Annotated in this window: 15 protein-coding genes; 6 read left to right on the top strand and 9 right to left on the bottom strand. The window is 42.9% G+C overall.

The annotated features are described in order from the left end of the window. Positions 1 to 312 precede the first annotated feature (312 nt). Positions 313 to 783, top strand: a complete 471-nt coding sequence (locus JMX82_RS11035) for a c-type cytochrome (protein WP_045443409.1) — start codon at positions 313 to 315, stop codon at positions 781 to 783. A 111-nt stretch (positions 784 to 894) separates the two neighbouring features. Here the strand turns inward: JMX82_RS11035 and JMX82_RS11040 are convergent, their stop codons facing one another. From JMX82_RS11040 to JMX82_RS11050, 3 genes are all read right to left on the bottom strand, one after another. Then, positions 895 to 1881 (bottom strand): mechanosensitive ion channel family protein, encoded by a 987-nt coding sequence (locus JMX82_RS11040; protein ID WP_227676661.1) that lies wholly within the window; start codon positions 1879 to 1881, stop codon positions 895 to 897. Positions 1882 to 1996: 115 nt separating this feature from the next. Beyond that, on the bottom strand, positions 1997 to 2578 hold the full coding sequence (gene gloA, locus JMX82_RS11045) for a lactoylglutathione lyase (protein ID WP_201540578.1): 582 nt from the start codon (positions 2576 to 2578) through the stop codon (positions 1997 to 1999). 153 nt (positions 2579 to 2731) lie between these two features. After that, a complete protein-coding gene (locus JMX82_RS11050) occupies positions 2732 to 3370 on the bottom strand; it encodes a carbonic anhydrase (protein ID WP_045443399.1) in 639 nt (212 codons plus the stop codon). Positions 3371 to 3862: 492 nt separating this feature from the next. On the opposite strand from JMX82_RS11050, the gene potA reads away from it, so the two are divergent. From potA to JMX82_RS11070, 4 genes are all read left to right on the top strand, one after another. Further along, positions 3863 to 5125 (top strand): spermidine/putrescine ABC transporter ATP-binding protein PotA, encoded by a 1263-nt coding sequence (gene potA / locus JMX82_RS11055; protein WP_201540579.1) that lies wholly within the window; start codon positions 3863 to 3865, stop codon positions 5123 to 5125. Then, on the top strand, positions 5125 to 6003 hold the full coding sequence (gene potB / locus JMX82_RS11060) for a spermidine/putrescine ABC transporter permease PotB (RefSeq protein ID WP_201540580.1): 879 nt from the start codon (positions 5125 to 5127) through the stop codon (positions 6001 to 6003). Before potA ends, potB begins: the two co-directional genes overlap by 1 nt. Then, positions 6003 to 6833: a spermidine/putrescine ABC transporter permease PotC gene (gene potC / locus JMX82_RS11065; RefSeq protein WP_201540581.1), complete on the top strand. Its 831-nt coding sequence runs from the start codon at positions 6003 to 6005 to the stop codon at positions 6831 to 6833. The genes potB and potC overlap by 1 nt, the downstream gene beginning before the upstream one ends. 108 nt (positions 6834 to 6941) lie before the next feature. Then, on the top strand, positions 6942 to 7832 hold the full coding sequence (locus tag JMX82_RS11070; protein WP_201540582.1) for a LysR family transcriptional regulator: 891 nt from the start codon (positions 6942 to 6944) through the stop codon (positions 7830 to 7832). Between the two features lie 319 nt (positions 7833 to 8151). Here the strand turns inward: JMX82_RS11070 and JMX82_RS11075 are convergent, their stop codons facing one another. From JMX82_RS11075 to JMX82_RS11100, 6 genes are all read right to left on the bottom strand, one after another. Further along, on the bottom strand, positions 8152 to 8472 hold the full coding sequence (locus tag JMX82_RS11075) for a hypothetical protein (RefSeq protein ID WP_201540583.1): 321 nt from the start codon (positions 8470 to 8472) through the stop codon (positions 8152 to 8154). Between the two features lie 136 nt (positions 8473 to 8608). Continuing rightward, on the bottom strand, positions 8609 to 8929 hold the full coding sequence (locus tag JMX82_RS11080) for a hypothetical protein (protein WP_201540584.1): 321 nt from the start codon (positions 8927 to 8929) through the stop codon (positions 8609 to 8611). A 550-nt stretch (positions 8930 to 9479) separates the two neighbouring features. Further along, positions 9480 to 9851, bottom strand: a complete 372-nt coding sequence (locus tag JMX82_RS11085; protein ID WP_201540585.1) for a CrcB family protein — start codon at positions 9849 to 9851, stop codon at positions 9480 to 9482. 56 nt (positions 9852 to 9907) lie between these two features. Beyond that, a complete protein-coding gene (gene tsaD, locus JMX82_RS11090) occupies positions 9908 to 10966 on the bottom strand; it encodes a tRNA (adenosine(37)-N6)-threonylcarbamoyltransferase complex transferase subunit TsaD (RefSeq protein ID WP_201540586.1) in 1059 nt (352 codons plus the stop codon). 341 nt (positions 10967 to 11307) lie between these two features. Continuing rightward, positions 11308 to 11817, bottom strand: coding sequence for a c-type cytochrome (locus tag JMX82_RS11095; RefSeq protein WP_201540587.1), 510 nt, complete (start codon positions 11815 to 11817; stop codon positions 11308 to 11310). A gap of 84 nt (positions 11818 to 11901) precedes the next feature. After that, positions 11902 to 12300, bottom strand: a complete 399-nt coding sequence (locus JMX82_RS11100) for a hypothetical protein (RefSeq protein ID WP_201540588.1) — start codon at positions 12298 to 12300, stop codon at positions 11902 to 11904. A gap of 408 nt (positions 12301 to 12708) precedes the next feature. On the opposite strand from JMX82_RS11100, the gene rpsU reads away from it, so the two are divergent. Further along, complete coding sequence (gene rpsU / locus JMX82_RS11105; protein WP_010195908.1) at positions 12709 to 12924, top strand: 30S ribosomal protein S21; 216 nt, start codon at positions 12709 to 12711, stop codon at positions 12922 to 12924. The last annotated feature ends 80 nt before the right edge of the window (positions 12925 to 13004 follow it).

The following is a 13004-nucleotide window of genomic DNA, read 5'->3' on the forward strand; positions in this document are numbered from 1 at the left end:
TTATATGAGCGAAAATCACTGACTCAAAAATTACGATGATATAACAACTAAATTTACGTTCACTGCACAGATAACCGTTACAATGAAAACTATTGTTGGAAAAATCCTTTAGAAGCGAATGCGTTTCCAAAAGATGATGAGGTGATTTTTATAACAATACGCTTTATTTAAAAGCAGTATTTAGAAGAAACCTTTTAATTTAGAAGAAGTTTTTTTATAAGAAGTCTTTAAGGGCATATATTTAAAAACAGTATGTAAAGCCAGCGTTTATAAGCGCGCCTACTACTAACCAATTTTACAGGAGTAATTCACATGGCACAGGTTCATACCAACCAATCATTAAAATCTATCTTTGGCATCACATTGATGGCAGCCGCCCTAGGTCTAACAGCGTGTAGCACTGCCACTGACCCTGATGTAAAAGCCCGCCAAGATAGCATGAAAAGCTATGGTGATGCGATGGGTGTCATGGGTGATATGATGAAAGCACCTGACACCTTTGATGCCGCCGTATTCAAAGAGCAAGCCGCATTTTTAGCAGAAGACGCTGCTACGCCTTGGAGTCATTTTGAAAATAAAGAAGCCGTTGGCAATGCGACTGATGCCGTTTGGTCAAATGCCGATGGTTTTCGCGCAGAAGCAGAAAACTTTCAAAAAGTCACTGCTGAGCTGAACGCTGCTGCACAAACAGCCACTAGCATCGACGATGTCAAACCAGCCTTTGGTGAAGTCGGCGCTAGCTGTAAATCATGTCATACCGATTTTAAAGTCAAAACTGACTAAATTTTCATAAATTGATATCGTAAAAAATCCGCCATGTCATTTGATAGGGCGGATTTTTATTTCGAAGATATTGTGTAAAAGGCCGTTCTTTAAAATAACGCGCTAAATAAATTACTCTGCCGCTGCTTTATTAACATCGTTATTAACATCGATCGCCTTTTGCTCATGCAATTTATTCACAATCGATGTCACTGATGGGTCACTCAAATCTATCGTGCGTATCGGGAATGGAATGTTGACGCCTGCTGCATCGAGTGCGCTCTTAATCTCTACGATCACTTGATGAATCGACGTCACTTTGTTGGCTTGAGTGCCATCTTCGATAAACCAACGTACCATCAAATCAATCGTTGAATCACCAAAACCCGTAGCAATCACACTTGGCTGCGCTTTCTTCGATACGCTTTCGACTTTATCTAACGCCTGTAGAATCTCAGCTTTTGCTGCTTCGATATCATCTTCATAGCCAATACCGACAGCCACTTGCAAACGGCGCTGCTTATAGGCGGTATTAACAGTCAATGCTGAGGTATACAAATCAGAGTTGGGAATAACCACTTGCCGACCGTCATACGTCTTAATAGTCGTGGCGCGTATCTTAATATCCTCAACCGTCCCTTCATAGTCGCCTGAGACAATCTGATCACCGATGCGAAACGGCTCTGAGATCAGCAGCAAAATACCAGAGAGCAAGTTTTGAAAAATATCTTTAAAGGCAAAACCAATAGCGACGGAACCAATACCGAGTGCACCAATCAGCTTAGCAGGGGTAAATCCTGGCACGGCAATCACCATAGCAATCATAAAACCGATAAAAATGATGAGTGCGCCGCCTACTCGCTGAAACACTTTAACCAAGTTCTGATGCCGACTGCGACTGCCTAAAAGTTTGTATACCACTTTTTTGAAGACAATCGATAGAAACCAAAAAATCAGAATAACAATAATTGATGCGACAAAATAGGGAATGCGTTCAACAAAGCCAACCACTATCTCATTTGCTGAATCAATGATGCTTTGATATGTCAGCATATCTGTTGTCACTGGTTCAGCCGCTATATTGGTATTTACTGTCGTTTCTGCCTCAGAGGTAGGCATCTAGACGTCACTCCTTTGGTTGGTTGGCTTTATGCTTCCATTCACTCGATTAATTGATTGTTTGACTGGGGCATGTCCTAGATTAACTGACGTATTGACGTACCAGCCTGTCAAGCTAGCCCATTAAATCTGCTTGTACAATTTCAATCCAGTAGCCATCAACATCTTTGATAAAGGCAATGTTTTTCATACTGCCATCTTCTGGACGTTTTTTAAATTCGACATTATTTTTATCAAACCAAGCAACCGCTTCATCGAGACTAGGTACGCTAAAGCAGATATGTCCAAAACCTTGTGGCTCACCATTACCATCATGATAACTAAAGTCAGCTTTCGTTTCGGTACCATAATTATGGGTCAATTCTAAGATGCCGCGTTGACGGAAGGCAAAGATTTCCAAATCATCACCCGCGGGCAAATTGTCGCGCTCGCTTTCGGTTAACTTGGCTAAAAAGTACAAATCAAAACCCATATCAGGGAATTTTTTTACCGCCAGTAAAGTCATACCAAGGACACCAGTATAAAACGCCAACGACTTGGCAGGATCTTTGACACGTAGCATGGTGTGGTTAAAAGTAAAACCTGTCGTCTGTACTGAGATAGGCTGCACACCATCGGTATTGACGCTGCTCGTTGGCTGGGCGATAAGTGCTTCCTTATTATTATCAGTGGCTGAGCCAGTATTTGCTGTAGACATAGTCATCCTAATATTGACAAAATAGAGAGTTTAAAAGCAAGCGCGTGAATATTTTTTACGCGCTTGACCCTTTATATCATAATAAAAAATCGCGAAAGCATTGAGTGGGTTTTGTAAGAGCGCACACTGGGTGCTACCCATTTAACCGATTAATTAGCTGTCTAAGAAACGTACTTTTCCTGTCTCCAAATCATACTCTGCACCCACGACCAGCAATTGACCGCTATTGGTTAAGTCCTCTAATGCCCGCGAGCCATGTTTGAGCTGGCTAACTGACATACGGACGTTGGCGCGGATAGAGCGATCGACCAACTCGTCTGCATCGACATCTTGACCATTGGCAGTGGCCAGCTCATGCAAATTATAAACGCTTGGGCGAATGCGATCGACAATCGACTGCAAGTTGGGCGAATAGTTTTTCTCAGGATTGATCAGTGTCTCAACACAAGCCGTGACAGCGCCGCAATGTGAGTGCCCAAGCACGACCACCAATTTTGTACCGAACTTTTCGGCCGCAAACTCAATCGAGCCAATCTGTGAAGGCGCGACGACATTACCAGCGACTCGAATAACGAACAAATCACCCAAGCCTTGATCAAATACAATCTCAACTGGTACTCGTGCATCCGAGCAACCCAAAATAATGGCCAAGGGATCTTGATCTTTAACCAATTCAGGTCGTCTTTGCATTGTTGGATCAGTAGTGGTCAAACTATCTATGTAGCGCATATTGCCTTCTTTTAAAAGCGCAAGAGCTTCTTGACCGGTTTTCGGGCGTGTATCGTTAGGCATAAGACATCCTTTATCATTAATAATATTAGCGTTATAAACAGCTTTCCACACATGTATTCAAACATAGATTTGCGAATGGCTACTAACCTATCAGGCGCATTGTGTTTGTCTGCCATACCGTGATTGTATAGGAATAAAAACCAAAAAATGATAAAAATTTTTGTTTAAATATCATCATAGAATGGCAGTTATTGCCAATCATACAGAATTATAAAGTTGGAAGTGAAACTGAAAAACAGAAATGCATTAGCCAAAACCGAGCATCAAACAGACAACACCGAACTATCAAGCATCAACAGCCATTGACAGCATAACCGTGTTGCTCGCAGAACTTATAACGAACTTGCACTGATTTATATCAAGGGTTTGTTATAATACGCGGCGACCAAATCGGGTTTACACCCATCGCTTATATCCATATCAAATCACCTTGACCACAGTGTCCTAAATAAATAGCTGTACTGCGATGTCGGACACGTAGGAATAAATATTATGACCAATTCACCGCCAAATATGCACAGAGCCTCTGCATCAGCTCAAGATGACAAAGTACTACTGCAACTGACTGGTCTAAAAAAAACCTATGATCAAACTGAAGTATTAAAAGACATCAATCTTGATATCAAGCACGGTGAATTTTTGACGCTGCTTGGTCCATCAGGCTGCGGTAAAACAACCTTACTGCGCCTAATCGCTGGTTTTGAGCAGCCAAATGCTGGGGCAATTTATCTAGACGGCGTACAGATGGCAGGCTTGCCAGCGGATAAACGTCCCGTGAACACAGTGTTTCAGCAGTACGCCTTGTTTCCACATATGAGTGTCGCGCAAAACGTTGCTTACGGGCTTAAGCTCAAAAAAGTACCAAAAGATGAGATTCAAACCCGCGTGCGCGAGATGCTCGCCATGGTACAGCTGGAGCATTTAGCCAATCGCAGACCACAAGACTTGTCTGGTGGTCAGCAGCAGCGTGTCGCCATTGCACGAGCCGTCATCAATCGTCCTAAACTGTTGCTACTTGATGAGCCCCTATCTGCGCTCGATCATAAACTGCGTTTGCAAATGCAATCTGAGCTTAAACGGCTGCAACGAGAGCTTGGCATCACTTTTGTATTTGTCACCCACGATCAAGAAGAAGCGCTATCGATGTCGGATCGTATCGCCGTGATGAAAGATGGCACTTTTCAGCAAATCGGCACGCCTATTGAGATTTATGAAACACCCGCGAATTTATTTACCGCCAAGTTCATCGGTGAGACCAACTTGTTTAAAGCGGAAGTCAGAGGCGTTTATCCTAACCAACCAGATCGCGACGGTCGTGTGACCAATGGCCGTATCGAAGTCGAAGTTTGTGAAGCACAAGCACAAGATGGCCCGACCACCTTACGCAATTTACGCCGCCCTGATTTTGCTAACGATGTACAAGTGGGCGATATCGTTAATTTATTGCTACGCCCTGAAGATTTGCGAATTTATGACCCCAATGATAAAAAACATGGTGGCTTACTCGGGCGAGTGATTGAAAGCAACTATAAAGGTAGCACCTTAGATTCGATTATTGAGTTAGCAAACGGTCACATTATTAAGGCTTCTGAATTCTTTGATGAGGATGATCCAAGCTTTGATTACAAGTTAAATGAAGGCGTCAAAGTATCATGGGTCGATGGCTGGGAGTGGGTACTACCAGAAGACGGTACGCTTGATGATGAAGCCAATCATCAAGCTACCCGTTTAGCTGCTCAAAAGGATATTAGCTGATGGCAGGTCATAGCTTAGGCAGCAAAAGTCCTTTTCGTACCGTAACGCTTTGGCTGATTTGGGGTTGGTTATTGATATTTGCGCTATTGCCAAATATCTTAGTCATCGCTGTCAGTTTTTTGACCCGCGATAGCAGTGCTTTTATTAGCTTGCCTGTCAGCATCGACAGCTATATACGCATGATTGATCCGCTATATTTTGGCGTATTTATTCATTCGTTATGGATGGCAAGCATCACAACCATCATCTGCTTGTTACTTGGCTACCCTTTTGCTTGGCTGATAGCCAAAGCTAAAACCCGTTGGCAGCCGCTACTCATGATGCTGTTAATCCTACCATTTTGGACCAACTCGCTTGTGCGTACTTATGCACTCAAATTACTGTTTGCCAATAATGGTTTGATTAATAAATCGCTGCTGGCAATCGGTATCATCGATGCCCCGATTGATATTTTATACACGCAAGTGGCGGTGATTGCTGGTTTGACGTACTTATTGTTCCCATTTATGGTGTTGCCGTTATACGCAGTATTTACCGATTTGCGCAATGACATGCTACTCGCTTCACAGGATTTGGGCGCATCAAAGACGCAGACTTTTTGGCATATCATACTGCCATTGACGACGCCTGGCATTATCTCAGGGGTATTATTGGTGCTGCTGCCTGCAATGGGTATGTTTTATGTGGCAGATATTTTGGGTGGTTCACGCAATTTATTGGTCGGCAATATCATCAAAAACCAGTTCTTGGATGCGCGTGACTGGCCATTTGGCGCAGCTGCCAGCGTGTTATTAACACTAGCAATGGCGGTACTATTACTCGCCTACCGTGCCAGTAGTCGCCGCATTGGCAAGACCGACTTTAATGAGGTGGCCTAATGTCTGATAGTTCACTGAATCATCAACTGAATAGCTCGGCAACTAAAAAAAGATCGTCTATTAAGATTGGCAGTATCGCGGCTAAAGGCTATCTTAGCCTCATTTATACCATGCTGTATTTGCCAATTATCGTCTTAGTCGTCATGTCCTTTAATAAGTCAAAAGTCGGCTATAACTGGGGCGGCTTTAGCTTAAAGTGGTATGAGTCGCTGTTGAATAACCAAGCGATGCTCGATGCTTTTTGGCATTCTATTGTATTAGGATTGGTCGCAGCCACCGTCTCAACTTTGATAGGAACATTGACCGCCCTCGCGCTACATCGATATAACTTTCGCGGTAAAGGCTTATTAAATGGGCTGTTATTTGTATTAATGATGTCGCCTGAAATTGTACTCGCTATTTCATTATTGGCATTATTCTTATTAATAGGGTTGCAATTAGGGTTCGTCTCGCTGTTACTCGCGCATATTACTTTTTGCTTACCGTTTGTAGTCATCACGGTGTTTGCACGATTGAGCAGTCTGGATGAACGCTTGATGGAAGCCGCACGCGACTTGGGTGCTAGTGAATCAACGATGGTGCGTACCGTGCTCATTCCTGTCATTCTGCCCGCAGTGATGGCAGGTTGGCTACTGGCATTTACCTTATCGCTCGATGATGTAGTGGTTTCTACCTTTGTCACGGGGCCCAGTTATGAGATTTTACCGCTGCGGATTTATTCGATGGTACGGGTAGGACTCAAACCAGAGGTCAATGCCATTGGGACGATTTTATTGGTTGCCTCGCTGATATTGGTCATTATTTCGCAGCTATTATTACGTCGACGCTAGTTTGCCATTGCTCATTTAATATTGCTGATTAAAAATCGGACTTTGAATGAAAATCAGCGCTACATCGATTATAATGAATTTTTCTCACTTTAGCGGTTAGGTTGTCTTATGTTAGAGCTTCGTCATCTCAATACCTTAACCGCGCTACGAGCACATGGCTCATTGGCGGCGGCTGCCGATGAATTGCACGTCACGGCTTCCGCGGTCTCGCATCAGTTAAAAGAGCTAGAGAATTATTACGATATCAGCTTGGTCAATCGCCGAACACGCCCGCTGACTTTTACGCCAGCAGGTAAAACGGTACTGGCATTGGCAGATAGCATCATGCCGCAGGTCACTCGTACCAAATCCAATCTTAAGCGCTTAGCTCACGGTCAAGCGGGTAGATTACGGCTAGCCTCTGAATGTCACAGCTGCTTTGATTGGCTGATGCCGATACTCAATCATTACCGCCGCGAATGGTCAGATGTAGAGCTAGATTTTGCGACAGGTTTTGAGCCAGAGCCGCACCACTTATTGATGGAAGGTGATATTGATTTACTCATTACCACCAGCGATTTACCGATAGACGGTATCAGCTATCAGCCGTTATTTGAGTATGAAAGTCGCTTGGTGCTATCACCAACGCATGATTTGGCGGCGCAGAAATTTATTGAGCCAGATGATTTAACCAATGAAACCCTGATTGCGTATCCAGTGGAAGCCAAGCGCCTCGATATTATTGCCAACTTTATGACACCAGCGCAGGTAAGCTTTGATAGCATTCGTACCACAGAATTGACGGCGATGCTGATTCAGTTGGTTGCTAGTGAACGCGGTGTGGCGGCGTTACCTGATTGGGTGGTTGCTGAATATGAGAAAAAAGGCTGGGTCGTCTCGCGTCCATTGGGTACGGGTGTGCATTGTCAGCTATATGCAGCGACGCGCACATCAAGCCAAGATACCGCTTATATGCAAGGTTTTGCGAGTTTATTAGAAGGTATTGTGAAGCCAGTGTAGTATTTCACTATCTACTAAATTATTCCAGTTGAGAAATATCATCCGCTCTCTTACGCTATGACGATCGTTATGGTAAATAACGGTACCCTAGTGATGACTTGAACCTTTGGCTGTAGGCTAATGATGGTAACGAATTTAGTTATCTAAATAGTTGCAGTGTACTTTCTGAACAGTTTAAGGCTGTATCTACAATAAAGTACTTATTATAAAGAGTGTTCGGAATTTCATTTAAGCATTAACACAAGTCAGCGATAGAGACACCTTTTATAAGTGTTCTTATTTATCGTGGGTGATTACCGCTTGCGACTATTCTACAAGCTCAATCATACTTCATAAAATTTGACTGCTTTTTAAGATCAGATTTATGCTTATACTCATTAATGGAATTTGAGGATGTTGCTCTCTCACTGGAAGCAATAATCCTATGATTTTCAATTGTTATACTATTTTCGGTAGAAAAAATATCATCAGCCGTTAGGGTTTTTTCATCATTAAACGCAGTGAAAGATGACTCAGATTGAAAAATTTCCGATGCCATGGGCAGGATGGCAAAAGTAGAGGTGACAGGCACCATGGCTAAAATAAATAATGTTAAGCTAAATAATACTTGGGATTTTATACGAACCAAATTATTCTTCATGAGCGCGATCCTTTATATATACCATTGCTCATCATAATGCTGATAAAACAATATTTTAAGCCAAACCTGTCTTTTTTAATTAACGATGACGGTTGTGGTTCTGATTTTGATTATATTTACCTTGGTTGTGACCATTTTATTTACCACGTTTTGCTCTATTTCCAGCTCTCATTTTTTCTAACTGATTACGCTGTGATACGGTCAGTACTTTTGAGATTGCCGCATGGTTATTTTTATAACCATTTTTACCATTGTTATGATTTGATTTTTGAATCGCTTGAATTTGGCTTTTTTGTTTTTTGGTTAGGTTCAGTTTAGACAATGAACCATTATTTACATCCATTCCATAGTGAGTAGGGTTAGACGGTGCCGCGTTTGCCTGACCAACCATGGCTAGGCAGGTAGAGATTGCTAATACTGAGCCTACGGCGATTTTTTTAAACATAATAATTTTCATCGTTATTTCCTTTTTAATTGACACTGGCTATAAATCTTAGTTTTTGTTATCCATCTTTTTTTGAGAGAAAGACGCTCAAACATTATGATCAAACTTCGTTCTGTCGACAAAGAAAATGATAACGGATTATGGTGTTGCGTAGATTTATGAAAGTTAAAGAAGAGTAACGACTGTGGCTGAATAGCGCGTACTTATTACCTGTTTGATAATGTCTCGTTAAATATAGGTAATAGGTGAATGAGGGTTTGGTTTTGTAATGATAAAAGAGGGATGCGGCTTCATAATATGGCACTTATATACCATACATAATACTAATAATACGGCGATAACCGACACGGAATTCACTTGTACCATTTTTGCCGCATAGCGACCAAACCAAATATCGAATTGATTGGGACTAATAATATGGACAAGATCGAAGGTAACTAAAAGTATACCCCAAGGGAACCAGCTAAAAAGTCTCGAAAACCTATTAATAGACCACTTAAAACAGACTGGTATAATGGAACCACTTATATTAGACCATTATGCGAATGACATCTATCAAAGCTTATAAAACCAGCTTAAAGAAGTAAAATCCGATAGCCGTTGCTAGCAACGTCAGTCCCAGATGTAGTCCGACCAATCCCAAACCTGCTAATAATTTACCAGCGTTGATAAAGGTAAAAACTTCTGCACTAAAAGTACTAAAGGTGGTCAATCCGCCCAAAAAACCGGTAATCACAAATAGTCGGACATTGGGCGATAAACTGCTGCCCACGCGCTCAAACCACACCAGTGCCAACCCTATTAATAGTCCACCCAATACATTGGCACCAAGCGTCCCAAGGGGTATCCAGTGGTGTAGCAGATTAAAGCGAGCCAACCATGCCCGCAGGCAAGCCCCAATGGCAGCCCCTAGTCCAATAGCAAGCCACTGCATAGTTCGTCCTTAGATTTAATCAAGGTTAACGGAGATAGTATTGAGCAAAACCGTCTTTACACTGCTGGTAGCTCAGTCATCGGCCAACGCGGCACACAGCTCACCGCTAAATCATCAGACTGCCCTGCCTGCAGGCGCTCATAACCAGCATAAGCAATCATCGCCCCATTATCAGTACATAATGCAGGCGGCGCATAATGCACAGTGGCATTTATCTTAGCAAGCTCGCTCTCCAAAGTTTCACGCAAATGAGTGTTGGCACTGACACCGCCCGCAATCACCAATCGACTCATCTCTACTTGCTTCAGTGCTTTCACGCACTTCCTCACCAGCGTATCGACGACTGCATGCTGAAAGCTGGCGGCGATATCGGCGCGAACTTGCGGATCGCTATCCGCATTATTCCCTGAGCCACCTGAACCATCGGTGTCTTTAATCAGGTTATGCACGGCGGTTTTCATACCGCTAAAAGAAAAATCTAATCCGCGATGTAGCATGGGTCTTGGCAAATTGTAAGCAGTTGGGTCGCCTGTTTCAGCCAATCTGGCAATATTGGGACCACCCGGATAGGGCAAACCTAGCATTTTGGCGGCTTTATCAAAGCATTCACCTGCTGCATCATCGATCGACTCACCCAATATCTCATATTGCCCAACCCCACGTGCAGCAATAAGCAAAGTATGTCCACCCGAAACTAGTAATGAAACAAACGGAAAGGCGGGTGGACTAGCACCCATCAGCGGTGCGAGCAAATGCCCTTCCATATGATGGATACCAATGGCAGGAATATCCAAACCATACGCCAAACTGCGCCCAAATAATGCGCCCGTCATCAGAGCGCCAATGAGTCCAGGTCCCTTAGTATAAGCAATGGCATCAATCTCGCTTTTCTTTACATTGCACTGCTCTAACAACTCATTAAGCAAAGGCACCAACTTACGAATATGATCGCGGCTGGCAAGCTCAGGCACAACGCCGCCATATAGTGCGTGCAGCTCTATTTGTGAATACAGGACTTGTCCAACCAGCCCTTGATTGTCACTATTCATCTGCTCACTGTCAAAAATCGCCAGACCTGTCTCATCACAAGAAGTCTCTAAACCCAATACTTTCATATTTTTGCCTTTATCATACTTTGGTCTGCGTATTATTTTTTACAACGCTGCTATCTTTTAGGTCGTGTCGTCTTTTTAAAAATGGTGATAAAAATGAGATAAATTGCCGTCAAACAAGGAAAGCAGCGTAAATACTATCGAGATATTAATAAGCTATTTGACAATGTTTGGCGATGTTTGACAAAGTTTAGCCATTTTTAACCCATTTAGAGGTTAATCGATTGAATTGAGGACACGCCCTAGTATCTGCCAAAAAACGTGCATAAAAAAACCGCCATTGTCAGTCACAATGACGGTCAGTTTAACAAATTTCAATGGTCAATATCTCTTAATATACCGGATCAGCTAACTGCTTCAATCATGTAATCTACAGCTGCGTAAACTTGGGCTTCACTGACCTTATCGGTGGCTTGGGCTGGCATCTTATTAAAGCCTTTTGCCGAATGCATGTGCAGCATCTCTGTGCCTTTAGCCAGACGCGGCTCCCACGCGGCTTTATCACCATACTTCGGCGCGTTCAGCAGCCCTCCTTCATGACAAACCTTGCAGTTGGTCTCATAAAGCTTGGCGCCAGCATCCGCAGCCAACACTTCTGGCTCCGCAGAGACTTCCTGCACTGGCTTATCTTCAATGACCGTCGTCTCGGTATCTGCCACAGGTTCAGGTGTAACGACTTCAGGTTCGACTATAGGCGCGTCTTCTACCACTACCGTTGTATCGGCAGGTTCATTGACAACAGCAGGCTCTTCAACCGCTGCATTGTCACCACTACAAGCAGTGATTGCTAATAGCGCACTTAAACTGATAGCAGATAAGACCAGTTTATTCATACGCTGCTGTTTACTTATCATGATCACACCTCTATTCGATATTTCATGTTAGCGACTGTTTATGACAGCGCATAAATTCAAAACCTATCAACACACAAACCGTGATTAGTTCGTAGCTGGTTCAGCGTCAGCAGTAGGCGTTGCCGCCGTATCAGTAGCTGGCATATCTGCACTACTAGCTGGCATATCTGCACTGTCAGCGACAGCAACATCGCTATCCGTTGCATCTGTCATATCAGTAGCAGTCGTCCCTGCTTCAGCAGTTGCAGCACCATCTACTGTGCCATCAGCTTCAGTTACTGGCGCTGGAGCCGTTTCTGGGAACTCCATTTTTTCAGCTTCAGGTGCGTTTTTGCGAGCCAGCTCAGCGGCTTCATCAACGCGATCTTTTGCCAATACTTCGTGTGATTCGCCTTCTTTTTCACCACTACAAGCGCTAATGCCAAAGCCAAGAGCAATGATAAATGCGGTGCTTAGCGCTGTATTTAGTCCTGTTTTTTTCATTCCAACATCCTCAATAAAATACACATAAAATGGTTAATATGCTGACTATTATATGCAAATTATCATAGCATAAACTCCAACCAAACCGTTATAGACAGTAGGGTTTTTATTCATAGTAATTTTATACTTTGCATTTATAGTTTCATTAAAGCTGGAGCAAAAACCTGCGTTCTAACTACTTTTCTAATTGTCTCTGCGCATTGCGCCTTGCAACTTAATGATAAATATGGATTAATGTGCTAAAATCATTGACTTAACTGACATTTTTTATTAAAATGCTTGCCCTTGTGCTCATGCGCAAGATTATCCTAGTTTGAGCTGATGCCTGTAATCTTGAGATATTACGGCTAAATACTAATACACAGCCAAACTAATGCCCTTATATCTCATCCTAATCGAGGAGTCTTCATGCCTGCAGTTAAGGTTAAAGAAAACGAACCAGTTGACATCGCTATCCGTCGTTTCAAGCGTGCTTGCGAAAAAGCTGGCGTATTATCAGACGTACGTAAGCGTGAGTTTTATGAAAAACCAACGCAAGTACGTAAGCGTAAAAAAGCTGCTGCCGTAAAGCGTTATAAGAAAAAATTACAACGCGAAACTATTCGTACCACTCGTATGTACTAATCGATAATTCGATTAATTAAGTACAAGTGCTACATTAACGCCACTGTTATCCATTGATATCAGTGGCGTTTTTTATGCTA

The organism is Psychrobacter sp. 1044 (assembly GCF_904846525.1).
Taxonomy (GTDB): Bacteria; Pseudomonadota; Gammaproteobacteria; order Pseudomonadales; family Moraxellaceae; genus Psychrobacter.

What these genes read in the sequence shown, in the direction of transcription:
- potC (WP_201540581.1), top strand. Translation starts at nt 6,003, where the DNA reads ATGTCTGATAGTTCACTGAATCATCAACTGAATAGCTCGGCAACTAAA.
- JMX82_RS11100 (WP_201540588.1), bottom strand. Translation starts at nt 12,300, where the DNA reads ATGAAAAAAACAGGACTAAATACAGCGCTAAGCACCGCATTTATCATT.
- JMX82_RS11075 (WP_201540583.1), bottom strand. Translation starts at nt 8,472, where the DNA reads ATGAAGAATAATTTGGTTCGTATAAAATCCCAAGTATTATTTAGCTTA.
- JMX82_RS11050 (WP_045443399.1), bottom strand. Translation starts at nt 3,370, where the DNA reads ATGCCTAACGATACACGCCCGAAAACCGGTCAAGAAGCTCTTGCGCTT.
- JMX82_RS11035 (WP_045443409.1), top strand. Translation starts at nt 313, where the DNA reads ATGGCACAGGTTCATACCAACCAATCATTAAAATCTATCTTTGGCATC.
- rpsU (WP_010195908.1), top strand. Translation starts at nt 12,709, where the DNA reads ATGCCTGCAGTTAAGGTTAAAGAAAACGAACCAGTTGACATCGCTATC.
- JMX82_RS11040 (WP_227676661.1), bottom strand. Translation starts at nt 1,881, where the DNA reads ATGCCTACCTCTGAGGCAGAAACGACAGTAAATACCAATATAGCGGCT.
- JMX82_RS11070 (WP_201540582.1), top strand. Translation starts at nt 6,942, where the DNA reads ATGTTAGAGCTTCGTCATCTCAATACCTTAACCGCGCTACGAGCACAT.
- JMX82_RS11095 (WP_201540587.1), bottom strand. Translation starts at nt 11,817, where the DNA reads ATGATAAGTAAACAGCAGCGTATGAATAAACTGGTCTTATCTGCTATC.
- gloA (WP_201540578.1), bottom strand. Translation starts at nt 2,578, where the DNA reads ATGTCTACAGCAAATACTGGCTCAGCCACTGATAATAATAAGGAAGCA.
- JMX82_RS11085 (WP_201540585.1), bottom strand. Translation starts at nt 9,851, where the DNA reads ATGCAGTGGCTTGCTATTGGACTAGGGGCTGCCATTGGGGCTTGCCTG.
- potA (WP_201540579.1), top strand. Translation starts at nt 3,863, where the DNA reads ATGACCAATTCACCGCCAAATATGCACAGAGCCTCTGCATCAGCTCAA.
- tsaD (WP_201540586.1), bottom strand. Translation starts at nt 10,966, where the DNA reads ATGAAAGTATTGGGTTTAGAGACTTCTTGTGATGAGACAGGTCTGGCG.
- JMX82_RS11080 (WP_201540584.1), bottom strand. Translation starts at nt 8,929, where the DNA reads ATGAAAATTATTATGTTTAAAAAAATCGCCGTAGGCTCAGTATTAGCA.
- potB (WP_201540580.1), top strand. Translation starts at nt 5,125, where the DNA reads ATGGCAGGTCATAGCTTAGGCAGCAAAAGTCCTTTTCGTACCGTAACG.